Source organism: Nonomuraea polychroma, assembly GCF_004011505.1.
GTDB lineage: Bacteria > Actinomycetota > Actinomycetes > Streptosporangiales > Streptosporangiaceae > Nonomuraea > Nonomuraea polychroma.
Genome location: NZ_SAUN01000001.1, coordinates 2725890 through 2749929 on the forward strand (window position 1 = coordinate 2725890; position 24040 = coordinate 2749929).

Genomic DNA, 24040 nt, shown 5'->3' on the forward strand with positions numbered 1-24040 from the left:
TCCATAGATTCAGGTCAGGAGACGGGTGAGGACGCGGGTGCCGAACTCCAGGCCTTCCACCGGCACCCGCTCGTCCTTGCCGTGGAACATGCCGAAGTAGTCGAGGTCCGGCCGGAGCATGAGCGGCGCGAAACCGTACCCCTTGATGCCGATCCTGGCGAACGACTTGGCGTCAGTGCCGCCGCTCATCACATACGGCACGGGCTTGGCGAACGGATCCTCGGCCTCCAGCGCCCCGGCCAGCTCCTCGAAGAACGCCGACGGGTACGGTGCGGCGGGCGCGTCCTCCAGGTTGACGAACTCGCGGGTGATCTTCGGCCCGAGCAGCTCGTCGATCGTCGCGAGGAACTCCTCCTGCAGCCCGGGCATGAAACGCCCGTCCACGTGCGCCTCCGCCGTCGAGGGCACCACGTTGACCTTGTAGCCCGCGTCCAGCATCGTCGGGTTCGCCGAATTGCGGATCTGGCTCTTGAACAGGCTCCCGAGCGGCCCGAGCCGGGCGGCCTCCGCGTCCAGCCGGTCCAGGTCGATCGGCTGGCCGGTGATCTCCGACAGGCTCTGGATCAGCGCGGCGACCGACGGCGTCAGGCGTACCGGCCACTGGTACGAGGCCACCCGCGACAGCGCGTGCACCAGCGTGGCGACCGGGTTGTCCACCGGGGGACGCGAGCCGTGCCCGGCCACGCCGTGCGCGGTGAGCTTCATCCACGCGGTCCCGCGCTCGCCCACGGCGATCGGGTAGACCCGGTGATCGCCGGAGGCCACGCTGAAGCCGCCGGACTCGCTGATCGCCTCGCTCACGCCGTCGAACAGGTCCCGGTGCTCGGTCACCGCGTGCCGCGAGCCGTAGTCGCCGGTCGCCTCCTCGTCGGCCAGGAACGCCACCACCAGGTCCCGCTTGGGCCGCACCCCCTGGGTGGCCAGGTCGATCACGGTCGCGAGCGTCATCGCGCACGAGCCCTTCATGTCGACCGCGCCCCGGCCGTACACGCAGCCGTCCGCGATCTCCCCGGAGAAGGGGTGCATCTTCCACTCGGCCGGGTCGGCCGGCACCACGTCCAGGTGGCCGTGGATGAGCAGCGCGTCGGGGGAGTCGCCGTCGATCCTGGCCACGACCGTGGTCCGCTTCGGCGCGGACTCGAACACGACCGGCTCCAGGCCCGCGTCGGACAGCAGCGTGGCCACGTATTCAGCGGCCGGGCGCTCGCCCGATCCCGGATTGGTGGTGTCGAACCTGATCAGATCCGAGCAGATCTCGGCGACGCTCTTCACGCTCTCCCCTTCAACTTCAGCAGCGGCACCTCGGGCGTCTCCATCCCGAAGATCAGCCCGTAGAAGGCCAGCTCGGCCTCAAGCGCCGCGACGATAGTCTCCTCCCTGCGCCAGCCGTGCTGCTCGCCGGGGAAGGTCAACAGTGCCCACTCTTTGCCATGTTTGTCCAATTCGGCGGTGAAACGCTCCGCCTGCGCGACGTCCACGATCGCGTCCTCCAGGCCGTGCAGCATGAGGCACGGGCCGGACGCGCGGGCCGCGTTCAGCAGCGGCGAGCGCTCGATGTAGCGCTGCCGCGTCTCGGGCAGCGGCCCCACCAGGCCGTCCAGGTAGCGAGACTCGAAGTCGTGCGTCTCGGCCGCCCAGCTCTCCGGGTCCGTGATCGCGTAGTGGGCGACTCCGCCCGCGAACACGTCGCTGTGCACGAGCGCCGCCACCGTGGTCCAGCCGCCCGCGCTGCCGCCGCGGACGGCCAGCTTGGCGGCGTCGGCGCGGCCCAGCTCGACCAGGCCGCGGGCCACCTTGGCGCAGTCGTTCACGTCCACGACGCCCCACTGGTGGCGCAGCCGCTCCCGGTAGGCGCGGCCGTATCCGGTCGAGCCGCCGTAGTTGACCACGGCGACGCCGATGCCGCGGCTGGTGAAGTACGCGATCTCCAGATCGAGCACCATCGGCAGGTGCGTGGTGGGCCCGCCGTGCACGAAGATCACGTACGGGCCGGGGCCCCGCACCCCTGACGGCGGGTAGAGATGCGCGTGCACACCCTCGATCGTCACGGCCTCCGGCGTGGGCAGCAGGTCGCGGTCCGGCAACGCCTTGCCGGCCGACACGATCTCGTGGCCGCCCCCATCGAGGCCGACCAGCGCCACCTCCATCGGCGTGTACGGCGTCGCCTGCACGGCCGCCACCCGGCCGCCCGCCACCGACACGGTCGCGGACCAGTGGGTCGCCGCGCCGCCGATCTCCCGCAGCTCACCGGTGTCCGGATCGAGCACGCCGAGGCGGCGGCCGTCGCCCGTGCCGTAGACCACGGCCAGCCTGCCGTCCTCCGCGACGGCGAAGTACGTCAGTCCCGGCTTCCAGGCCGCGTCGCCGAACTCCAGCTCCATCGGTGTGAGGTTGTGGCCAGGGGATCCGTCCACGGGGATGAGGTGGATGTTCCACCAGCCGGTGGGGTCGGTCGCGGCGTACAGGGAGTCCTCGTCGCGCCACTCGGCCTGCGTCACCGACTCCCGCGGACCGCCGGCGACCACGCGGTGCTCGCCTGCCGTGCCGTCCGCGCGCAGCGGGGCCACGCACAGGTCGGTGCCGTCCCAGGGCATGTTCGGGTGGTCCCAGCCGATCCAGGCGATCTTTTGCCCCTCAGGCGAAATGCGGGGATTGATCAGGAAATGGTGAGCTTTGACGATCACTCTGACCGGTCCGCCGTCCAGCGGCACCGCCACCAGGTCTCGTACGTCGTCGGTCTCCCGGACGGCCCAGACCTCGTCCCTGCCGGGAGGGAGGTAGAGGTCGGCATAGCGCGAGGGGCCCTCGGGAGTGATCGGCACGGGTGGGGAGCCGCCGTCGAGCCGGTACAGGCGCTGGTCGGACCAGTTCGTGAAGACCAGGCCGCCGCCCGGCAGGGGCCGCCAGGAGCGGCCGCCGTACTCGATCACCCGGTTGCGCGCGTTATACCCCGGGGGCAGCACGTCGGTACGGGTGCCATCCGGCAGCCGGCGCACCACGCACCGCCTGCCGCCCTCGTGCGGGCGCGGCTCGTCCCACCAGGCCTCCACACCGGCAGGCGTGGCCACCGCCTCCACCCACAGGGGCCTGCCGTCGGTCCGGGCCACGTCGATCGGTCGAATGCTCACCACGAACTCACCAATTGCCGTCGGTACAGGGAGGAAGGGGATGCCCGGGCGGGTGCAGCACGTACGCGATGCCGCCGCTGCCGGAGCTCCTGAGCCACACATTCTCGTACGCCGCCCGCGGGTAGACCCGCCGGACCTCGTCGTCGCGCGGCGCGGCCGGATCGTTCACGATCACGTCGCCCCCGGCCGTGAAGCCGACCACCACCAGGATGTGCCCGTTGGTGGAGTAGCAGGAGCCGGGCAACTCGTGACTCTTGAACGACTGCGACGTGATCACCGGGATCCCGGCCCGCACGAACGACTCCAGCTCCGCCGCCGACCGCAGCCGCGTCACGAACCCCGCCAGCCCGTACCGGCCCGCGTACGCCACGTTGAACGGCCAGTTCCCGGTGCCCTGGTAGCTCACGTCGTACGTGCCCATGGCCGCGTGATCCACGATCGGCGCCGGGTCGTCCGCCCCCACCCAGTCGAGTTCGCCGGGTTCGGGGCCGCGGCCCCAATAGCCGAGCACCATGGCCACCGACGCCGGGCTGCACCAGTTGACGCCGCCGCCGTCGAAGCGCGGATGATGCCCCGCGTGCACGTGCTGCGAATGACGCGGCACCGCCAGTTCCACGGCCTCCGCCGCAAGGGGGTCGCTGGGCGTCACGGGGTGCCGGGGCAGGGCCGAGGCCATCACACCGAGCCCGGTGACCAGGGCTCCCGCACCATGCCGGGTGACCCGCACCTGGTACGCCACCACCGGCCGCCTGGCCACGAACGTGTCCACCGCCACGTCCCCGTCCACGTCGCCCTGCCCGGGCACCGACATCCGCGGATCGCCGGCTTCGGACCAGCGCCCCATCACGTACCACTTGGTACGGGCCCCTGACGCGGCCCTGGCCCGAAGCGCGACCTCGATCCACGCGCCCGGCGCCGTACGCGCCGTCCACGAGGGCACGAGCTGGGTGGCGGGAAAGCCGATCTCACATTCGTCGCTCGTCCACACGTCCTCCGCCGCGACGGGCACGGCGAAGCGGGTGAAGGAGACACGGGCCAGATCGACGGTGAGCACCAGCCCAATTGTGGTTTCGCACCTCGTGTCGCACATCGGATGGTTTACGTACCAGCCGGATTGTGTCGGTGAAGATCTCTATGGTTCGGGGCATGACTCAAGCGGTACAGGCATACTCCTACGCCGGCCCCTCCACGCTGACCGATGGCAAGCTCGGCCTCTCGACCTCGGGCGGCACGGCGTTATCCGGCCCGCAGACCCACCCCAGGTTCTTCAGCGGGCTGCTGTCCCACGCCGCGCCCGCCGCGGCCGGGTTACTGGCCGTCGCCGACGTGGCGCTCACCCGCTACCACCAGCCCCGCCCCGGCTGGACCCGCGACCCGGTGGTGACGTGCGACGGCGACCGGCTCAGGTTCGAGTCGTTCTCGGCCTGCGGCGGCGTCTACGCCCGGCTCGACGTCTTGGAGCTCGACGGCGACGTGCTCGACCGGGGCACCACCAACGTCGACGTCAACGGCCCGCTGCGCGAGGCCCTGGCCAGGGTCGGCGGCCGGGACCCGCTCCACCTGGGCGTCGGGCCCGACGAGCTCACCGTCACCACGCTCGACGGCGCCGTCGTGGAGAAGAAGGTGCCGCTGCCGACGCGGTGGCTGCGCGGGTTCGCCGAGGTGCAGGTGATCGCGGCCGGGTTCGACCTGCGGGCCGAGCTGGCCGGGCCGCACGCCGTGCGCTTCCTGCGCTCGTTGCCGCGCGGCGCCCGTTCCACCGTCTGGGCCGTCCCGTCGGGCCGCGACCTGCGCGTCTCCTCCGGCCCCGCGCCCGGCGGCGTCTGCCTGTCGGGCACCGGGAGGGTGGCCACGCTGATGCCGCTGCTGCGCTTCGCCAAGAAACTGCGCGTGTACGGCCCGGCCGACGGCTCCTCCACGAGCGGCGCGTGGGAGCTGGAGCTGCCCGGGATGCGCTACACCCTCGCCGTCTCGCCCGAGCCGTGGCGCGGCTTCTCCGGCGAGGGCGCGGTGCTCGCCGACCTGGCCACCGACGAGGCCGCAGGGGACGCCGACGTCGTGGGCATGCTGCTCAACTTCGAGCCCACGGTCGAGCTGGGCCTGCTCGCCGACCGCTCCGGGCTGACGATCGAGCGGGTACGCGCCGCGCTCACCCAGCTCGGCAGTGCCGGCCGGGTCGGCTACGACCTGCACGAGGCGGCGCACTTCCACCGGGAGCTGCCGTACGACAGGGAGCAGGTGGCCCAGCTCAACCCGCGGTTGACGGCGGCCCGCGCACTGGTGGAGTCGGGGGCCGTGCGGCTGGAGGGCGACTCGGCCGAGGTGACGACCGACGGCGGGGTGCGGCGGGTGCGCGTCGAGGCGGGCACGTGCACGTGCCCCTGGTGGTTCGACCACCGGGGCTCGCGCGGGCCGTGCAAGCACGTGCTGGCGGCCAGGATCGCGGCCCGCGTGGACGTCGAGGTGACCGTATGACGAGCGGCGACACGCCGTGGGAGGCGGTGGCGGCGGCCGTCGACCTCGGCGATCCCGAGCGGGTCGCCGCGTGCGTGCTCGCCCTCGACCGGCCCGGCCGCCGTGCCGTCGCAGCCGGGCTGCCCGCGCACATCGCCGCGGCGGCCGGGCGCGACGACGGCTGGATCGACGCGATGCGGGTCGCGGGTGCGGGCGTGATCGGCGGGGCGGCGGCCGTGGTCGCCTGGCTCAACCGCCGCGACTTCCAGGGCCGGGGGAGCAGGGCGGACGACGTCACGGCGCTCCTGGTGCGCGTGTTGTCGGCCCGCCCGCCGGCCTGGCAGGCCGACTTCGCCGCACGCGCCACCCTGAGACTGCGCAGCGGGCGCGGCGGCGGCGCCGGCGACGTGGGCGCGCTCGCGCTGGCCATGCTGCGCCACACGGGCGTGGCCCCGCCGGAGCACGATCCGCTCGTGGTCGCCTGGGTGAGCCGTCCCCCGACCGCGGCCGAGCTGCGCGCGGACCCGCTGCTCGACCACCTCCTGCCCCGGCTGTTCGAGGCCGAGGGCGTCGGCCGCGCGCTGCGCGACGAGCGCCCTGGTGTGGCTGCCGGTCGCGAGCGTGCCGGGCCGGCCGGGTCGGGCGCCTGGCTGAGCGCGCTCACGGCGCTCGCGCAGGACGGCATGATCGGGCGTGACCTGCTGATCGACGGGTGCCTGCGGCGGTTCCTGCGCGGCGGTACCGCTGCCGACCTGCGGTTCTTCGTTCACCTGCACGAGCTGCTCGACCCTGCGCACGGCGAGGTGAGCAAGCGCGCCCGCGACTACATGCGGGTGCTGGCCGCCGCGCCAGGACCGGTCGCGGAGCCGGCGTTGCGGTGCCTGCGCGGGGCCGGCGGGCTGGACGCCGGCGAGGCGACCGAGGCGGTGCGTGCGCTGCTGTCCCGGCCCGAGCGCAAGCTGGTGACGGCCGGGCTCGCCTGGTTCGACGAGCTGGCCCGGACGTCGGACGGCGAGCTGGACGAGCTGGCGCCCGCGCTGGCGTACGCGTTCGCCTGCCCGTCCGGCGACGTGCAGGGCAGGGCGGTGCGGCTGGCCATCAAGCACGCCAAACGGTTCGGTCCCGCGGGCGCCGAGGCCCTCAGGGACGCGGTCGGGCTGCTGCCGCAGGACCTGGGGGAGACGCTGGCGGCCGTGTTCGGCGGGGAGGCGGGGGAGGAGGAGGGGTTCACGCCTGTGCCGCTGCCCGAGCCACGGCAGGCCGGGCCGTTCCCGCCGCCGGTCGGCTCGGTCGCCGAGCTGGGGCCGGCACCGCACGGCGACGGGTGGGAGGCGGCCGAGTTGTGGCTGGCCGGTGTCGTGCGGCTGCACGCCCTTGACCGGGCCGGGCTCGTGGCGGGACTGGCGGGCGATGCGGTGCCGCAAGAGGCGGACCGAGGTCCGTGGACCGACATCCGGCAGTGGGCCGGTGAGATCGTCCGGCTCCTCCAGGAACGGCCGCAGAGGACCGGCGCCGAGCCGCCGCCGGCAGGCGGTGCCGGGTCGCCCAGGGGCGGTGTCATGGGGAAGCCGGTGGCGGCACGGCTGCCGTCGGCCGCCGCGGTCTCGGCGCCTCACCTGTTCCTGTTGCGGCGCTGGGCCGAGGTCCACGACGGGTTGCGGGCGGGGAGCCTGCCGCCGTATCTGCTGGCCGAGCCCACCCAGTCCACCGGACACCTGGACCCGGCCGAGCTGGTCCGGCGGCTGGAGGGCTACGAGCGCTGCGGCGCCGAGGCCATGCCCGCCGACCTGCGGCAGGCGCTGCTGCGGCTGCCGCGCGCCATCCCGCCCGAGGTGGTGGCCCGGGCGAGGCGGCTCACCTCCGAGGCGGGGCGGGTGGTGGCACGCTGGATGGGCGGTGGGCGCCCGGAGCCGGTCACCGAAGTCGGCTGGTCGTACAGCGCGCGCTGGGAGGAGCCGGCCGAATACCTCGACGATCGCGAGCCGGTCCGCGGGCCCAGCCCCATCCTGATGCCGCGGATCCAAGCGGGGCCGGCGCCGGACGACGGGCTGCTCGCCGCCCCCGCCCCGCGGCCCAAGGAGGGCCACGGCGGGTACCTGGCGTGGTGGCCGTCCATGATGCCGTCCGATCGGGAGGTCGTCGCGCTGCACTTCCTGCCGCAGCTGCTCTACCAGTGGCCCGTCCCGGTCCGGCCGTCGCAGGCACGCGCCCAGGCGCTGGCCGGTGGGCCCGCCGGCGAGGCGCTCGCGCTCGTGCAGGCGTACTTCGTGGCCGACCGGTCCGCGGGCAGGTCGCCGGAGGACCGGACCCGGCCGGTGGTCGAGATGGCGGCCCGCGGCGAGCTGGACGCCGAACAGCTCGGGCGGCAGCTGGCGTTGTTGCTGCGCAGGACGTGGTTCAAGCCGGGGCCGGTGTTCGAGACGCTGGAGAGCGCCGCCGCGCTCGGAGCACACCGGGAGGTGTGGCGCGTCATGACGGGGTTTCTGCCGGTCTTCTTGCCCGGACCGGGGGAGCGGCCGCACGCGCGGCACGCGCAGGCGCTCGCCTTCGCGCTGCGCGCGGCACGGTGGGCCGGGGCGCGAGGGCCGGTGCCGTGCGTGGCGGAGGTCGCCGCACTCCGCGCGTCGAACAACGTCGTACGCGAGGCGCGGCGCCTCCACACCTACTTGACCTAGAGGTAGAGCCCCGTGGACTCGTCGCTCGTGGCGGGGGTGATCGCGCGGCCGGAGCGGATGGCGTAGAGCTCCGCGAGCGTCGCCCCCGACGGGCCCACGCCCTCGGACGTGCCGAGCCAGGCGACGGCCTCGTCCCTGCTGAGCGGGCCGACCTCGAGCTGCGCCAGGCAGCGGCCCGGGCGGATGACCGCGGGGTGGAGCCGGGCCAGGTCCTCGTTGGTGGTGATGGCCACCAGCACGTCGCGACCCTGCCCGAGCAGGCCGTCGGTCAGGTTGAGCAGGCGCGACAGGCCCTGACCCGCCTGCGCCTTGGCGCCCGCGCTGATCAGCTCGTCGCAGTCCTCCAGGACGAGCAGCCGCCAGCGCTGCGTCTCCTCGTCGTCGGAGTCATAGCCGACCGCCACCTCCATGAGATAGCCGGGCTCGTCGAACAGCCGCTCCGGGTCGAGCACGCAGTCCACCTGGCACCAATCGTGCCACTGCTTGGCCAGCGTGCGCAGCAGCGTGGTCTTGCCGGTGCCCGGCTGGCCGTGCAGGAGGATGAGGCGGCCGCTGACGTCGCCGGGGGTGACCGCCATCAGCTTGTCGATGGCCGGGCGCACCTTGCCGGGGTAGTTGGCGCTGATGTCGGACCACGTCTGCGCGGTGATCGGCTTCTCCGAGCGGGTGCCGCCGTGCGTGCCACGCCACCAGAAGCCCATCTCGACGTGGTCGGCCTCGGGCACCGACTCTTCCGCGCCGTCGATGCTCTGCTCGAGCACGGACTTGGCCAGCTCCTCGGTCACCGCCGTCACGCTGACCATCGCGGTCCGGTTGCGGTGGCGCACGACCCGCAGGGTCCAGCCGTCGCCGCTGATCAGCCGCGACTCCGAGCCGTCGTCGACGCGCGCCGTGCGCAGCACGCGGCCGCTGGGCGGGCTGAGCGGCGCGTCCGGGCGCACGCGCTCCAGGTTTGCCAGACGGGACCAGGGCTGGGCGCCGGTCGCGAACGGCGACAGCGCCAGCGCGTCGATCACGTCGATGGCGGAGTCGGCGTCGTCGATCCAGATGTTCATGGGGAGCTCAGAGGAGTCCGGGCTGGGGAACGGCACCTCCCTAATCACAGACATACCGTCAATGATCTAGGCCTCCAGGTCCGATGTCGAAGGGTTTTGGCGGTGGTTCTCGCTGAGCGTACCGGTCCGCGACGCGGGGCCGGGACGCACTATGGCCGATCTGTTACCAGTCACCCTGCGCAGGCCAAGATCGCCCGGTACTTTGGTGCGTTGGGTCAAATCACTCCTTTCACGGAGGTATCGGGGAAAGTGTCGAAGGTCACGTTGCGCGAACGGGCGCGGTACTGGTTCGACAACACGATGTCCAAGGGCACCGCCTCGCTCATCGGCTGGCTCGCGGTGGTGTCGGTGGGGCTCATCGTGGTCGTGGCGGCGCTCACCCTCTGGCTCGCCCCGGGCGAGCCGCAAGGCGTGGGCCACGCCGGGGAGGTGCTTTGGATCGCTCTCATGCACGCCCTCACCCCGAGCAAGGTGGCCAGCGACAAGGGCTCGCTCGCGTACATGGCCGTGATGTTCGCCGGCTCGCTCGGCGGCCTGTTCATCGTCAGCATGCTCGTCGGCCTGCTGTCGAACGGGCTCAAGCAGAAGGTGGACCGCCTGCGCAGGGGCCGCTCGCGGATCGTCGAGTCCGGCCACACGGTGGTGCTCGGCTGGTCGGACCAGATGTTCACGATCGTGGGGGAGCTGGTCAAGGCCCACGCCAGCCAGAAGCGCTCGGTGATCGCCGTGCTGGCGGAACGTGACAAACTCGAGATGGAGGAGGCCATCCGCGAGCACGTCGGCGACCTGGGCGGGACCCGCCTGGTGTGCCGCACCGGACGGCCCACCGAGCCGCGCGACCTCGCGCTGATGAACCTGGGCAAGGCCCGGTCCGTGGTCGTGCTCTCGCCCGAGGGCGAGGACCCGGACGCGCACGTGATCAAGATCCTGCTCGCGCTGGCCAAGCGTTCCGGCGCGCACCCGCCGGTGGTCGCCGGACTCGCCTCCAGCCGCAACATCGCCGCCGCCCGCCTGGCCGGCGGCCCGGACGTGCACCTGGTGGACTCCGACGACACCGCCTCCCGGCTGATCGTGCAGTCCTCGCGCCAGTCCGGCATGTCCGTGGTCTGCATGGACCTGCTGAACTTCGACGGCGGCGAGATCTACCTGCGCACGCCGAAGAAGCTCGTCGGCGTCACGTACGGGGAGGCGCTGCACGCGTACCAGACCGCCTCCGTCATCGGCCTGCGCCGGCCGTCCGGCGTGGTGCTGAACCCGTCCTCCGACATCGTCATCAACGCCGACGACGAGGTCATCGTCATCGCGCACGACGACTCCCACGTGCGCCTGGCCGCCGGCAAGCCGTCCCTGGACGAGGCCGCCATTGTCGAGGCGGCGAGCCCGGCTCCCGAGCCCGAGCGCACGCTCCTGCTCAACTGGAACGGCCGGGCGGAGCAGATCGTCCGCTACCTCGACGGGTACGTCGCCCCCGGCTCCGTCCTGGAGATCGCCGCCGACCACCCCAAGGCCGGCACCGGCCTGGCCGGACTGCTCAACCTCACCGTGAACGTCAAGGACTGCGACACCACCGACAGGTTCGCGCTCGAGTCGCTCGGCGTCGGCCTCTTCCAGCACGTCATCGTGCTGTCCGACGACCGCTTCGACCCCCACCACTCCGACACGCGCACGCTCATGACCCTGCTGCAGCTCCGCGATATGCAGAGCACGCTCGGCGAGCACTACTCGATCGTCAGCGAGATGCACGACGAGAACAACCGCGCCCTGGCCGAGGTCACCGAGGCCGACGACATCGTGATCAGCGACACCGTCATCGGCCTGCTGCTCGCACAGCTGGCCGAGAACCGGCACCTGGCGGACGTGTTCGGCTATCTCTTCGACTCGCGCGGGTCGGAGATCTACCCGCGCCCGGCCTCCTCGTACGTCAAGACAGGGACGAAGGTGACGTTCTCCACGGTCGTGGAGGCCGCCCGGCGCAGGGGCGAGACGGCCATCGGCTACCGCAACGCGGCCGCCCGCAACGACCCGCCGCACTACGGCATCGTGCTCAACCCGAGCAAGTCGGAGCCCATCGTCCTGGGCGAGCGCGACTCGGTGATCGTCCTGGCCGAGCGCTGAGCGTATTACCGTTTTCCTCGTGAGGACCATTGACTGGGTTGACGGCGCCGTCGAGCTCGTGGACCAGACGCTGCTGCCCGACAAATGCGTGATGCTCCGCATCCACACCGTGGACGAGCTCGTCGACGCCATCCAGCGGCTGGCCGTGCGGGGCGCGCCCGCGCTCGGCGTGGCCGGCGCGCTCGGCGTCGTGCTGGCCGACGGCGACCCGGAGCAGATCGCCAGGCTCCGCGCCGCCCGGCCCACCGCCGTCAACCTCGCCTGGGGCGTCGACCGTGCCGCCGCCCACCTGCCCGAGGGCCGCGAGGCGGTGCTGGCCGCCGCCCTGCGCGTGCGCGACGACGACATCGCCGCCTGCAAGGCCATGGGGGAGCGGGGTGCCGACCTGCTCGAAGGCGACCGGCTGCGGATCATGACCGTGTGCAACACGGGCGGCCTCGCCGCCGTCGAACGCGGCACCGCGCTCGGCGTCGTGCAGACGCTGCACGAGCGCGGACGGCTGGCCGAGGTGCTGGCGCTCGAGACCCGGCCCCTGCTGCAGGGCGCCAGACTGACGACCTGGGAGCTGGCCAGGATGGGAGCGCCGCACCGGCTCATCGCCGACTCGGCGGGACCGTACCTGCTGGCCAAGGGCGAGGTGGACGCGGTGCTCATCGGCGCGGACCGCATCGCCGCCAACGGCGACACCGCCAACAAGATCGGCTCGTACGCGCTCGCGCTCGGCGCGGAACGCGCCGGGGTGCCGTTCATCGTGGTGGCGCCCGAGTCCACGATCGACCAGAGCACGCCCTCCGGAGATCACATCACGATCGAGGACAGGGCCGCTGACGAGGTCGTGTCCTTCGGCGGCGTACGGGTGGCGCCCGAGGGGACACCCGCGCTGAACCCCGCCTTCGACGTGACGCCACACGACCTGATTACGGCGATTGTCACGGACAAGCGAGTAATCAGGCCTTAGAACGAATTCTCCGATCTCCCGACCCTGCCCGCTTCGCCCGCGTTACGCTCGGTGTCCCCGACGACTCTCTCGGAGATCACCGTGGCCATTGACCTGGTGTTACGGCGCGACTGGAACGCCCGTGCGCCGCGCGGCGACTACACCGCGCTTGACTCGACCAAGGGCGTGAAGGTCCACTACACGGGCGGCCGGGTCAATCCGGGCATCGTGTCCGACCACGACGGGTGCGTGTCGCTGGTGCGGTCGATACAGGCCCACCACATGGACGGCAACGGCTGGATCGATCTCGGTTATTCGTATGTGGCTTGTCCGCACATGAAAGTGTTCGAGGGGCGCGGGCTGCACCACTTACCCGCCGCCAACGGCCCGGGACTCAACGCCGGCCACTACGCCGTGCTCGGGTTGGTGGGCAACGCGGGGCTTGTACAACCGCCCGACGGGCTCCTGCACGCGATACTCGACGCCGTTCAGCACGTACGCGACCACGGCCACGCGGGCAAGGAGGTCAAAGGGCACCGCGACGGCTACGCCACCGACTGCCCCGGCGACCCCCTCTATGCCTGGGTGCGGCGGGGCGCACCCCGGCCCGGCGGGACCGCGCCGCCGCGGCCCGGCCCGGTCGCGCCGCCCTTTCCCGGGCGGCTGCTGAGGTATCCCCCGGTGATGCGCGGGGAGGACGTGCGGACCTGGCAGCGGCAGATGCGTACGCGGGGCTTCGAGCTGGCCGTGGACGGCGCGTACGGTCCCGGCTCGCGCGAGGTGTGCCGCAGGTTCCAGCGCCGGCAGGGGATCGAGGACGACGGGATCGTAGGGCCGGTCACGTGGCGGCTGGCGTGGGAGGCCCCCGCCCCTTGACAGGGGTGACCCGGGGTTTCTGGTGACGCGGCGTTGCGCCTACTATCCGAATCATGGAACTCGCATCGGGGTTCGAGCCCACGACCCGGGACGACTGGCGGGCGCTCGCGATGGAGGTGCTGCGCAAGTCCGGGGTCGAGGCAAGCTCGCCGGAGGAGGCCCTGTCGCACGCCACGTATGACGGGCTGACAGTGGCGCCCCTCTACGACATGGACGACCTGCCGGGGGATCCGGGGCTGCCCGGGGCGGCACCATACGTGCGCGGGTCGCGGACGGTCTCCGGCTGGGACGTGCGGCAGCGCCACGCCGTGCCCGATCCCGAGGCGGTGCAGGCCGACCTCGAGAACGGCGTCACGTCGTTGTGGCTGGTCGTCGGGGACGGCGCGATCCCGGTCGGCGCGCTGGAGACCGTGCTCGCCGGCGTCTACCTCGACCTGGCCCCCGTCGTGCTGGAGGCCGGAGGGCTGGCGCGCGAGGCCGCCGAGGCGCTGTTCCGGCTGGCCGCGGCACGCGGCACCGCGGTCAGCGGCAACCTGGGGGCCTCGGGGGCCGTGGGGGCGGAGCTGGCGCTGCGGTGCGTCGCCGAGTTCCCGAGCTCCGCCGGGCTGCGGGCCGTCACCGTGGACGCCACGCCGTACCACGACGCGGGCGGCAGCGACGCCGAGGAGCTTGGGTGTTCGATCGCGCGGGGCGTCGCGGAGCTACGGACACTCACTGGGGCCGGTCTCTCTGTTGAGCAAGCGCTAGGGCAGATCGAGTTCCGGTACGCCGCCACCGCCGACCAGTTCGCCACCGTCGCGAAGCTGCGGGCCGCCCGCCGGTTGTGGGCCAGGGTCGCCGAGGTCTGCGGCGCGGCCGCGCACGGGGCGCAGCGGCAACATGCGGTGACCAGCTTGGCCATGATGACCGCCCGCGATCCCTGGGTGAACATGCTGCGTACCACGCTCGCCTGCTTCGCTGCCGGGGTGGGCGGGGCCGAGGCGGTCACTGTGCAGCCGTTCGACGCCGCTCTCGGGCTGCCGGACGCGTTCTCGCGCCGCATCGCCCGCAACACGCAGTCGCTGCTGCTGGAGGAGTCGGGGGTCGGGCGGGTGATCGATCCGGCGGGCGGATCCTGGTACGTCGAGCGCCGCACGGCCGACCTGGCCGACCGGGCGTGGGCGTGGTTCCAGGAGATCGAGGCCGCGGGCGGGATCGACGCGGCCGCCGGGCTGGTCGCGGAGCGCATCGCCGCCACCCGGGACCGCCGCGCCGACGACGTCGCCCACCGCCGCTTCCCGATCACCGGGGTCAGCGAGTTCCCGAACCTGGGTGAGCAGCCACTCCGCCGCCCCCCGTCCCCCATGCCCCTGACCGCACCGGGAGAGGGCGGGTTGCCGAAGGTGCGTTACGCCGAGGAGTTCGAGGCGTTGCGGGATCTCGCCGACGCCCAGCCTGAGCGGCCCACGGTGTTCCTCGCCACCATCGGCCCCGTCGCCGCCCACACCGCGCGGGCCGCGTTCGCCGCGAACCTGTTCCAGGCGGGCGGCCTGGCCACCGAGACCGCGGGCCCCGGCGCCGACCCCGAGCAGATCGCCACCGCCTTCGCCGTCTCCGGCACCACCGTCGCCTGCCTGTGCTCCAGCGACAAGCTGTACGCCCAGCACGCCGCCGCCGTGGCCGCCGCGCTGCGCAAAGCGGGGGCGAGGAAGGTGTGGCTGGCGGGCAAGGGGCAGTACGACGGTGTGGACGCCAACGTCTACGCGGGCTGCGACGCGCTGCAGGTGCTGCGCACGACCTTCGACGACCTGGAGGTGACCCGATGATCCCGGACTTCTCCGGCATCCCGCTCAACCCCCTGCCCGATCAGCAGGGGCAGGAGCCGAAGGCCGAGGGCGAGGTCTGGGAGACGCCTGAGGGCATCGCCGTCAAGCCGGTCTACACGGCTCAGGACCTCGAAGGCCTGGACTTCCTGCGTACGTATCCCGGCGCGGCTCCGTACCTGCGCGGACCGTACCCCACCATGTACGTCAACCAGCCGTGGACCATCCGCCAGTACGCCGGCTTCTCCACGGCCGAGGACTCCAACGCCTTCTACCGCCGCAACCTCGCGGCCGGCCAGAAGGGCCTGTCGGTGGCCTTCGACCTGGCCACGCACCGCGGATACGACTCCGACCACCCGCGCGTGGCCGGCGACGTGGGCATGGCCGGGGTGGCGATCGACTCGATCTATGACATGCGGCAGCTGTTCGACGGGATCCCCCTCGACAGGATGTCGGTGTCGATGACCATGAACGGCGCCGTGCTGCCGGTGCTGGCGCTGTACATCGTGGCCGCCGAGGAACAGGGTGTGCCGCCGGAGCAGCTCGCCGGGACCATCCAGAACGACATCCTCAAGGAGTTCATGGTCCGCAACACCTACATCTACCCGCCGGCGCCGTCGATGCGGATCATCTCCGACATCTTCGCCTACACCAGCGAGAAGATGCCGAAGTTCAACTCGATCAGCATCTCCGGCTACCACATCCAGGAGGCCGGGGCGACGTGCGACCTGGAGCTGGCGTACACGCTGGCCGACGGCGTCGAATACCTGCGGGCCGGGGTCGCGGCCGGGATGGACGTCGACAGGTTCGCGCCGAGGTTGTCGTTCTTCTGGTGCATCGGCATGAACTTCTTCATGGAGGTCGCCAAGCTGCGGGCCGCCCGGTTGTTGTGGGCGAAGCTCGTCTCCGGGTTCGGCGCGAAGAACCCGAAGTCGCTGAGCCTGCGTACGCACAGTCAGACCTCCGGCTGGTCGCTGACCGCGCAGGACGTCTTCACCAACGTCGTCCGCACCTGCGTCGAGGCCATGGCCGCCACCCAGGGCCACACCCAGTCCCTGCACACCAACGCCCTCGACGAGGCCCTGGCGCTGCCCACCGACTTCTCCGCCCGGATCGCCCGCAACACCCAGCTCCTCCTGCAGCAGGAGTCCGGCACCACGCGCCCGATCGACCCCTGGGGAGGCTCCTACTACGTCGAACGCCTCACTCACGACCTGGCCGAGCGCGCCTGGGACCACATCCAGGAGGTCGAGGCCGCCGGCGGCATGGCCAGAGCCATCGAGGCCGGGCTGCCCAAGCTCCGCATCGAGGAGGCGGCGGCCCGCACGCAGGCCCGCATCGACTCGGGGCGGCAGCCGGTGATCGGCGTGAACAAATACCGCGCCGAGAGCGATGAGGCCATCGAGGTTCTCAAGGTCGACAACAGCGCCGTCCGCGCCCAGCAGCTGGAGAAGCTGGCCAGGCTCCGGGCCGAACGCGACGACGTCGCCGTGCGGCACGCGCTCGACGCGCTCACCAAGGCCGCCGACAACCCGGCGCCCGGCCTGGACAACAACCTGCTCAAGCTGGCCGTGGACGCCGCCCGGGCCAAGGCCACGGTGGGCGAGATCTCCGACGCGCTCGAGCGGGTGTTCGGCCGGCACGCCGAGCAGGTCCGTACCATCTCAGGGGTGTATCGCGACGAGTCCGGCCACGCCGCCAACATCGAACGCGCCCGCCAGGCCTGCGCGGACTTCGAGCGGGCCGAGGGCCGCCGCCCCCGCATCCTGGTGGCCAAGATGGGCCAGGACGGCCACGACCGCGGCCAGAAGGTGATCGCCACCGCCTTCGCCGACCTGGGCTTCGACGTGGACGTCGGCCCGCTGTTCCAGACCCCCGAAGAGGTCGCGAGGCAGGCGGTCGAGGCCGACGTGCACATCGTCGGCGTCTCGTCGCTGGCCGCCGGGCATCTCACGCTGGTGCCCGCGCTGCGTCAGGCGCTGGCCGACCTCGACGCCGCCGACATCATGATCGTCGTGGGCGGGGTCATCCCGCCGGGCGATCACGACGAGCTGCGGGCCGCCGGCGCCGCCGCGATCTTCCCGCCGGGCACCGTGATCGCCGACGCCGCGCTCGACCTGCTGGAGGAGCTCAGACGTCGTCACACAGCGTGACCGAGATGGACCGCTGCATGGGGACGGGAGAGGTGATCCGCAACGTGACGCGGTGGGTCGCCCCTGCCGTGCCCGTGAGGTTGCGCGGGGAGGTCAGGTAACGCCGCCCGTTCTCGGAGATGATCGCGGAGGAGCGGGCGACGGGGACGCCGTCGATGAGCCAGGCGTACCTGAATGTCAACGGGTCGCCCGTCCGCGCGACCAGCGCCTGCAGCGTCACCTCGCCGCCGGCCCAGCAGTCGCCGTCGAGCGTGCCGCCCGCCCGCAGGTAGACGACCCTGAGCCGGCCGGTGACGGCGGCGGGCGTCGTCTCGGCGGACGGCCCGTCAGTGGGCCCGTCTGTGGGCACGATGCTGGGGGTGCCATCGGTCTGCGGGGTCGGTCTGGCGGTGCGGGTGCGCTGAGAGCGTGGCGTCCTGGTGGGGGTGGGCGACGCGTCGGAGGTGGGCGCGCCGGCGGTGCTGGGCACGGTGCGAGCTCCGTCGGCCTTGGGCGTGGGGGTCGTCGGGGTCAGCCACACGATGGCGGCGGCCAGGGCCAGGACGGACACGCCGGAGACGCCCGCGATCATCACGGTCTTCAACCGTCGCCGCGCGGGCCGTTTCGGCGCCTTGCCGCTGGTGCCGGGCCGGCCCGCGACGAGGATGTCGACGAGCGCCGAGTGTTGCGCCGCGGCCCCGCCGACCGGCTCGGGCTCGCCCGCCGCCGCGCCCGAGCGCCCGTGGTCGGCCGCATACGCGACACCGCCCGGATACCCGGCGTCGGCGGCGTCCCCGCTCCCGCCCTGGTATCCGCCGACGGCCACATGTCCCGCGGCCGGATGAGCGCCTTCGACAGCGTGCCCGCCGATGCCATGGTGCGTGGCGCTGGAGTTTCCGCCGGTCGTGAGTCCGGTGGCGTGGTGGGCGACGCTGGAGTTCGCGCCGGACGTGTGTCCGGTGGCGTGGTGGGCGACGCTGGAGTTCCCGCCTGTCGTGTGTCCGGCGGTGTGGTGCGTGATGCCAGGCTGCCCGCCGGTCGCCTGTCCGGCGGCGGGGAACTCGCGGGCGGCCAGGGGCACGTCCACCGGGGCCGACAGCGGCTGGGTCGCGTACGTTGCGGAGGGCTGGTGCGGGCCCGCGCCGTGGTGCGGTGCGGCGGCTTCTGCCGGGTCGTCATGCAGCTCCCGGCCGGGGTGCGCCGGGTCGTGCTGCGACGGCCGGCGAGGGTGCGCCGAGTCAGCCCGTGATGCCCGGCCAGGGTGCGCCGAGTCAGCCCGTGATGCCCGGCCAGGGTGCGCCGAGTCAGCCCGTGATGCCCGGCCAGGGTGCGCCGAGTCGGCTCTCGACACAGGAGCGGTGCGCGGGCCAGAGGCGGGGTCGAGGCGGGCGGCCGTGCCGGATGCGGCCTCGCCGTGGGAGGCGGGCGGGGTGGCGCGGGCGGGGCTGGCCGGGGTCGCGTAGTCGTCGTTGGCGGGGGTGCGGGCCGGATGGCGGCGCGGCTGGTCCGGCCGTTCGCCGCCGATCAGCCGCAGCAGCACGTCACGCATCGTGGGCCGGGCGGCGGGATCCTTGGCCAGGCAGGCGGCCACGACGTCGCGCAACGGCGGCCCAAGCTCATCGATCCGCGGCTCGTCACGCAGGATGCGGTTGGCGACGGCCGGCAGCGAGTCGTCCCCGAACGGCGGCACCCCCGTGGCCGCGAACACCGCCACCGACGCCCACGCGAACACGTCCGCCGGCGCCCCCGCGGCCTTCCCGGCCAGCTGCTCCGGCGCCATGTACGCGGGCGTGCCCACGACGTTGCCGGTCGCGCTCATCCCCGCCCCGAGCGCCCCGGCGATGCCGAAGTCGACGACCCGCGCCCCGTCGGGCTCGATCAGCACGTTCGGTGGCTTGAAGTCCAGGTGCAGCACGCCGGCCTGGTGGATGGCGTCCAGCGCGGTCGCGGTCGCCACGGCCAGCCGCCGCAGCTCCGTCCCGGCGAGCGGCGCCGCCTGCTGCAGAGAGCGGCCCTCGACGTACTCGGAGACGATGTACGGCCGCCCATCGGTGGATCCGTCGAGCACCCGCGCCAGGCAGAACGGCTCGACCTCGCGCGCCGCGGCGATCGCCGCGGCGAGGCGTTCCTTCCCGGCCGGCCCTTCACGCAGCACCTTGACGGCGACGGGGGTCCCGTTGCGGGCTTGGCCAAGGTAAACGACACCGTGGCCCCCCGCGCCGAGCCGTCCGACCAACCGGTAAGGTCCCACAGCCGCCGGGTCGCCGTCGCGCAGGGGTTCGACGTTGGGCATGAGGGGAGTGACTCCTGTGACGGCTGAGAAGAGAACTCCAGCACCCTACTGGCAAATGTCAAGACTTGTCAGAAGTTAGGCTGATCAAACAGGAGAAAGGGGTTAATCGGGTGCACGCGCTGGAGGACTACGCCGAGGGCGTACGGGCAGGCTCGCGTACGTGGATCGCCCGCGCGATCACCCTGGTCGAGTCGACCAGGCCCGACCACATGGCCCTGGCCCAGCGCCTGCTCGTCGAGCTCATGCCGCTCACCGGCCACGCGTGCCGGGTCGGCGTCTCTGGGGTGCCCGGCGTGGGCAAGTCCACGTTCATCGACTCCCTCGGCACGCTCCTGACCGGGCAGGGGCGCAAGGTCGCCGTGCTGGCCGTGGACCCGTCCTCCAGCAGGACGGGCGGCAGCATCCTGGGCGACAAGACGCGCATGGCCCGCCTGGCGGTGGACCCGGCCGCCTTCATCCGTCCCTCACCCACCTCGGGCACCCTCGGCGGCGTCACCAAGGCGACCAGGGAGGCCATGGTCGTGGTCGAGGCGGCCGGCTTCGACGTCGTCCTGGTCGAGACCGTAGGCGTCGGGCAGTCCGAGACCGCGGTGGCCGACATGGTGGACACGTTCCTGCTGCTCACCCTGGCCCGCACCGGCGACCAGCTGCAGGGCATCAAAAAGGGCGTGCTGGAGCTGGCCGACGTGATCGCGGTCAACAAGGCCGACGGCGAGTACGCGCTGCCGGCCAGGAAGGCCGCGCGCGAGCTGGCGGGCGCGCTGCGCATGCTGCGCTCGGACTCCACCCCGCCGCCGGTGCTCACCTGCAGCGGCCTCACCGGCGACGGCCTGGAGCGCCTGTGGCGTCAGGTCATGGCCCACCGGGAGTCGCTCGACCTGCCCGCCAAGCGCCGCGCCCAGCAAGTCGGCTGGACGTGGACCCTCGTCCGCGAGCGGCTGCTGTCCGAGCTGCGCAACGACCCCGCGGTGGCGGCGATCAGGGAGGAGATCGAACGCGAGGTCCTCGCGGGCGAGCTGACGCCGTCGCTCGCGGCCGATCGCCTGCTGTCCGCCTTCAAGCGCCCCTGACCAGCCCCACATGGCCCGGCTAAGCTGACCCGATGGACGCCAAGGCCCTCCTGCGCGACCACCCGGACTGGCTCGCGCACCTTGAACCCCTGGGCGGCTTCGACCTCGCCTTCCCCGACGATCTGCCGTCGGAGCTGCTCAGGCTCACCGTGCCGCACGAGGACGTCAACGCCGTCCTCGCGGCCCGCCCGCAGCCGGGCACCCCTGAGTGGTGGCTGGCCGAGCGGTGCGCGCACTCGCTGGTGTCCACGATGGGCAGCCTGGACGACCCGCCGCCGTTCCGGCCGCTGCCCGAGCTGGGCCCGTACTTCTACGTGTACGTCTTCCTCGCCACCCTCCCGCACACCCGGCGCTACCACCGCGAGCTGGGCGTCCCGGAGGAGGTGTCCTGGGCGACGTTCGCCGACCTGGGGCGCAACATGGCCGTGCACCGCAAGCGGCACGGCACGGGCGGGCTGAACGCGCCCCAGTGGTTCATGCTGCACGCCAGGGGCCTGCTGTTCGAGCTGGGCCGGCTCCAGTTCAACCGCTGCCGGCTGGGCACGAGGACCGGGACGGCGGTGCGTGCGGCCGGGCTGCCCGTGGGGCCCGGCGGCCCGGCGCTGGGCGTGCACATCCCCGACTTCCACGGCCCGCTGACACCGGAGGCGTGCGACGCGTCGTTCGCACGGGCCAGGACCTTCTTCCCGCGGCATTTCCCGCAGGAGCGCCGGCACGTCATGGTGTGCGCGTCGTGGCTCCTGGACGACCAGCTCGCCCGCTACCTGCCGGCCGGCTCCAACATCGTGGCCTTCCAGCGGCGCTTCCACCTGTTACACAGGCTCGACGACGCCGACACGCTGGGGTTCGTGTTCGGCGCCGACGCCGCAAACCCGGCCGCGTTGCCCCGCCGCACGAGCCTGGAACGGGGGATCGCCGACCACCTGGCGGCCGGCGGCACCTGGCACGGCCGGGTCGGCTGGCTCCGCTTCTGATGCGTTCGCGCCCGCGCGGTGTCCAGCCGCATGGGCTCGGACAGCGCCCGTCACCGCTCAGGCCTGATCGCTCCCGGCCCCGAGGCCCGGCCCTTCTATGGAGGGACGGGTGAGCATCGCGGGCAAGGGGGCCGCCCGGCCGTCGCGGACGCACACGTACGTGATCGTGCCGACGGCCACCAGCTCGTCCTCCGCGCGCCGCATCGTGAACGTCATCGTGAGGGACGTCGTGCCGACCCTGGCGGGCGTGCTCTCCACCGCCAGCACGTCGCCGAGGCGGGCGGGGGAGTGGTGCTCGCAGCCGCTCGCCTTGACGACCAGGTCGGCGCCCTCCCGCCGGAGCCGGTCGTAACCGCCCCTGGCGGCGAGCCAGTCGAGGAAGGCGTCCTCGAAGTACTCGTAGTAGCGGGTGGCGTGCATCATCGCCTGCGCATCGCAGTGCCGCGGGCGTACCGGGAGATGCGAGATCACGACTGGAACCCTATGCGCGCGAGCGTGAGCGGGGGCCGTCCGGCTCCCCGCCCACCCGCCCTAGCCCTCGTAGAAGGAGTCCAGCGTCTCGCCGTAACGCTCCTCGACCGCCTTGCGCTTGATCTTGAGGCTGGGCGTCAGCTCGCCCGTCTCCACCGCGAAGTCGTCGGCCAGGATCGCGAACTTCTTGACCGTGGCGTAGCTGGCCTGCTCGGCGTTGACCTGGTCGACGGCCTTCTGGACCTCCTCGCGCATGCGCGGATGCTCGCGCAGCTCGCGCGGGTCCTCCGGCAGGCCCTCGGCCTGCGCCCACGGCTTGACCACGTCCATGTCCAGCGTGACCAGCGCCGTGACGTAGTTGCGCCGGTCGCCGTGCACGAACACGTGCGACACGTACGGGCAGGTCGCCTTGATCTTGCCCTCGAGGTATGTGGGCGCGACGTACTTGCCGCCGGAGGTCTTGATCAGCTCTTTCTTGCGGTCGGTGATGCGCAGCCGTCCCTCGGCGTCGAGTTCGCCGATGTCGCCGGTGTGCAGCCAGCCGTCCTCCAGCGCCTCGGCCGTCTCCTTCGGCAGGCCGTGGTAGCCGCGCATGATGCCGCGTCCGCCGATGAGGATCTCGCCGTCGTCGGCGATGCGGACCTCGGTGCCGGGCAGCGGCGGGCCCACCGTGCCGAACTTCGCCGACTCCGGCCGGTTGAGGAAGCTGCCCGCCGACGACTCGGTCAGGCCGTAACCCTCGAGGATCGTCAGGCCGGCCGCGTCGAAGAACTCGGCCATCTCCATGGACAGCGGGGCGGCGCCGGAGATGAAGTAGCGGATCCGGCCGCCGAACCGGTCGCGGAGCTTGGCGAAGACCAGGCGGTCTGCCAGGGCGTACTCGACACGGGTGGTGAGCGGGATGGTCGCGCCGGCCTGGCGGGCCCGGGCGACTCTGATGCCGGTCGCGCGCGCCCAGTTGAAGATCTTCAGCTTGGCGCCGCCCTCGCGCCGCACGGTCGCGGTCACCGTGTTGTGGATCTTCTCGAAGATCCGCGGCGCGGCCGCCATGATCGTCGGCTTGACCACGCCGAGGTTCTCGGCGATCTTGTCGAGGCGGCCGTCGATCGCCGTCGGCACCCCGATGTGGATCATCACGACCTCGAGCAGCTTGCCGAACGAGTGCGACAGCGGCAGCCACAGGAAGTGCAGGTCATCCGGGGAGATGAGGTTGAGCTTGGCGACCGCCTCGCCGGTGTAGAGCCAGTTGTCGTGGGTCAGCTCCACGCCCTTGGGCCGGCCGGTGGTGCCGGAGGTGTAGATGAGGGTGGCGAGGTCGTCCTCGGCGATGGCGTCCACCATCGCGTCGTAGTCCCCTTCGCCGGTGCTCACCGACTCGAGCGTGACCACCCAGCCGTCGTCGCTCGGGGAGCCGTCGATGACGACCACGTGCGTGACGTCCGGCAGCTCCTTCTGCACCGAGCGGAGCTTGGCGACCTGGTCGTCGTTCTCGGCGATGACGATCGTGCTGCCGGAGTCGGTGATGACGAAGGCCGACTCGGCGGCCGTGTTGGACGGGTAGATCGTGGTCGTGGCCGCGCCGGTCGCCAGCACGGCGAGGTCGGTGAGGATCCATTCGAGCCGGGTCGAGCACAGGATGGACACGCGCTTGCCGGGCCCGGCGCCCAGTTTCGCGAGGCCCAGCGCCAGTCCGCGGACCCGATCACCCACCTCCCGCCACGACATCGATTCCCAGCCGCCGGCGCTGGGCACTCGGTACGCCTCGGCGTCTGGGGTGGCCGCGATCCGGTCGCGTAGCAGGGCGGGAATGCTGGACATGCCTGGCCTCCTGGGAAGTGTTGACCAGACTTTAGGACGACAAGACCGTCTCAGTCGATGGCCGGGAACAGACGGGGTCGCACCATGGCCACCGTTCCGGGCGTGCGCACCTCCCAGGCGCCGCAGGCGCAGCGCAGGTAGGAGATCAGGCCCTCGGAGGTGCGGTGCGAGGAGACGACGGTCAGGGCGAGGGGGTCGTGCAGGTGTCCGGAGTGCATGGTTCCAACATGCTGTAATGGC

The 24040-nt window shown here is 72.4% G+C and carries 17 protein-coding genes; 9 read left to right on the top strand and 8 right to left on the bottom strand.

Annotated elements, in window-relative coordinates:
* Window positions 1–9: 9 nt before the first annotated feature.
* Genes EDD27_RS12050 through EDD27_RS12060 form a run of 3 tightly spaced genes read right to left on the bottom strand, consistent with a single transcriptional unit; the run spans window position 10 to window position 4182 of the window.
* Window positions 10–1272: a M20/M25/M40 family metallo-hydrolase gene (locus EDD27_RS12050; RefSeq protein WP_127932494.1), complete on the bottom strand. Its 1263-nt coding sequence runs from the start codon at window positions 1270–1272 to the stop codon at window positions 10–12.
* Entirely contained in the window at window positions 1269–3128 is a 1860-nt protein-coding gene (locus EDD27_RS12055) for a dipeptidyl-peptidase 5 (RefSeq protein ID WP_241563989.1), read from the bottom strand. Before EDD27_RS12055 ends, EDD27_RS12050 begins: the two co-directional genes overlap by 4 nt.
* A 7-nt stretch (window positions 3129–3135) precedes the next feature.
* Entirely contained in the window at window positions 3136–4182 is a 1047-nt protein-coding gene (locus EDD27_RS12060) for a C39 family peptidase (RefSeq protein WP_241563990.1), read from the bottom strand.
* A 92-nt stretch (window positions 4183–4274) separates the two neighbouring features.
* On the opposite strand from EDD27_RS12060, the gene EDD27_RS12065 reads away from it, so the two are divergent.
* Both EDD27_RS12065 and EDD27_RS12070 read left to right on the top strand, forming a co-directional pair.
* On the top strand, window positions 4275–5603 hold the full coding sequence (locus tag EDD27_RS12065; RefSeq protein WP_164903582.1) for an SWIM zinc finger family protein: 1329 nt from the start codon (window positions 4275–4277) through the stop codon (window positions 5601–5603).
* Entirely contained in the window at window positions 5600–8257 is a 2658-nt protein-coding gene (locus EDD27_RS12070; protein WP_127932496.1) for a DUF6493 family protein, read from the top strand. Before EDD27_RS12065 ends, EDD27_RS12070 begins: the two co-directional genes overlap by 4 nt.
* Here EDD27_RS12070 and EDD27_RS12075 read toward each other — a convergent pair.
* Window positions 8254–9366 (bottom strand): DUF5925 domain-containing protein, encoded by a 1113-nt coding sequence (locus EDD27_RS12075; protein WP_127932497.1) that lies wholly within the window; start codon window positions 9364–9366, stop codon window positions 8254–8256. The genes EDD27_RS12070 and EDD27_RS12075 overlap by 4 nt on opposite strands.
* A gap of 195 nt (window positions 9367–9561) precedes the next feature.
* Here EDD27_RS12075 and EDD27_RS12080 point away from each other — a divergent pair, with 195 nt between their 5' ends.
* The 5 genes from EDD27_RS12080 (at window position 9562) to scpA (ending at window position 17195) form a co-directional block, all read left to right on the top strand.
* On the top strand, window positions 9562–11427 hold the full coding sequence (locus EDD27_RS12080) for a CASTOR/POLLUX-related putative ion channel (RefSeq protein WP_127932498.1): 1866 nt from the start codon (window positions 9562–9564) through the stop codon (window positions 11425–11427).
* 19 nt (window positions 11428–11446) lie between these two features.
* The gene (gene mtnA, locus EDD27_RS12085; protein WP_127932499.1) at window positions 11447–12385 is read left to right on the top strand and encodes an S-methyl-5-thioribose-1-phosphate isomerase; all 939 of its coding nucleotides are present in this window, start codon (window positions 11447–11449) and stop codon (window positions 12383–12385) included.
* A gap of 81 nt (window positions 12386–12466) precedes the next feature.
* The gene (locus EDD27_RS12090; RefSeq protein ID WP_127932500.1) at window positions 12467–13240 is read left to right on the top strand and encodes a peptidoglycan recognition protein family protein; all 774 of its coding nucleotides are present in this window, start codon (window positions 12467–12469) and stop codon (window positions 13238–13240) included.
* A 53-nt stretch (window positions 13241–13293) separates the two neighbouring features.
* Window positions 13294–15045 carry a methylmalonyl-CoA mutase subunit beta gene (locus tag EDD27_RS12095; RefSeq protein ID WP_127932501.1) on the top strand — a complete coding sequence of 584 codons (1752 nt, stop codon included), beginning with the start codon at window positions 13294–13296 and terminating at the stop codon, window positions 15043–15045.
* Window positions 15042–17195 (top strand): methylmalonyl-CoA mutase, encoded by a 2154-nt coding sequence (gene scpA / locus EDD27_RS12100; RefSeq protein ID WP_127932502.1) that lies wholly within the window; start codon window positions 15042–15044, stop codon window positions 17193–17195. Before EDD27_RS12095 ends, scpA begins: the two co-directional genes overlap by 4 nt.
* Here scpA and EDD27_RS12105 read toward each other — a convergent pair.
* Window positions 17173–19467, bottom strand: a complete 2295-nt coding sequence (locus tag EDD27_RS12105) for a serine/threonine-protein kinase (protein WP_127932503.1) — start codon at window positions 19465–19467, stop codon at window positions 17173–17175. The two genes, scpA and EDD27_RS12105, sit on opposite strands and share 23 nt — an antisense overlap.
* A 110-nt stretch (window positions 19468–19577) precedes the next feature.
* On the opposite strand from EDD27_RS12105, the gene meaB reads away from it, so the two are divergent.
* Entirely contained in the window at window positions 19578–20537 is a 960-nt protein-coding gene (gene meaB, locus EDD27_RS12110) for a methylmalonyl Co-A mutase-associated GTPase MeaB (protein ID WP_127932504.1), read from the top strand.
* 32 nt (window positions 20538–20569) lie between these two features.
* Window positions 20570–21511, top strand: coding sequence for an acyltransferase domain-containing protein (locus EDD27_RS12115; RefSeq protein WP_164903583.1), 942 nt, complete (start codon window positions 20570–20572; stop codon window positions 21509–21511).
* 57 nt (window positions 21512–21568) lie between these two features.
* Here EDD27_RS12115 and EDD27_RS12120 read toward each other — a convergent pair whose 3' ends face one another.
* Genes EDD27_RS12120 through EDD27_RS54110 form a run of 3 tightly spaced genes read right to left on the bottom strand, consistent with a single transcriptional unit; the run spans window position 21569 to window position 24018 of the window.
* Window positions 21569–21982 carry an acyl-CoA thioesterase gene (locus tag EDD27_RS12120; protein WP_127932505.1) on the bottom strand — a complete coding sequence of 138 codons (414 nt, stop codon included), beginning with the start codon at window positions 21980–21982 and terminating at the stop codon, window positions 21569–21571.
* A gap of 60 nt (window positions 21983–22042) precedes the next feature.
* Window positions 22043–23800, bottom strand: coding sequence for an AMP-dependent synthetase/ligase (locus tag EDD27_RS12125; RefSeq protein ID WP_127932506.1), 1758 nt, complete (start codon window positions 23798–23800; stop codon window positions 22043–22045).
* Window positions 23801–23850: 50 nt separating this feature from the next.
* Complete coding sequence (locus EDD27_RS54110; protein ID WP_164903584.1) at window positions 23851–24018, bottom strand: hypothetical protein; 168 nt, start codon at window positions 24016–24018, stop codon at window positions 23851–23853.
* Window positions 24019–24040 lie beyond the last annotated feature (22 nt).

Bases quoted from the DNA above. Each gene is read 5' to 3' on its own strand.
- EDD27_RS12065 (WP_164903582.1), top strand. From the start codon at position 4,275: ATGACTCAAGCGGTACAGGCATACTCCTACGCCGGCCCCTCCACGCTG.
- EDD27_RS12070 (WP_127932496.1), top strand. From the start codon at position 5,600: ATGACGAGCGGCGACACGCCGTGGGAGGCGGTGGCGGCGGCCGTCGAC.
- EDD27_RS12075 (WP_127932497.1), bottom strand. From the start codon at position 9,366: ATGTCTGTGATTAGGGAGGTGCCGTTCCCCAGCCCGGACTCCTCTGAG.
- EDD27_RS12095 (WP_127932501.1), top strand. From the start codon at position 13,294: ATGGAACTCGCATCGGGGTTCGAGCCCACGACCCGGGACGACTGGCGG.
- scpA (WP_127932502.1), top strand. From the start codon at position 15,042: ATGATCCCGGACTTCTCCGGCATCCCGCTCAACCCCCTGCCCGATCAG.
- EDD27_RS12105 (WP_127932503.1), bottom strand. From the start codon at position 19,467: ATGCCCAACGTCGAACCCCTGCGCGACGGCGACCCGGCGGCTGTGGGA.
- EDD27_RS12115 (WP_164903583.1), top strand. From the start codon at position 20,570: ATGGACGCCAAGGCCCTCCTGCGCGACCACCCGGACTGGCTCGCGCAC.
- EDD27_RS12125 (WP_127932506.1), bottom strand. From the start codon at position 23,800: ATGTCCAGCATTCCCGCCCTGCTACGCGACCGGATCGCGGCCACCCCA.
- EDD27_RS54110 (WP_164903584.1), bottom strand. From the start codon at position 24,018: ATGCACTCCGGACACCTGCACGACCCCCTCGCCCTGACCGTCGTCTCC.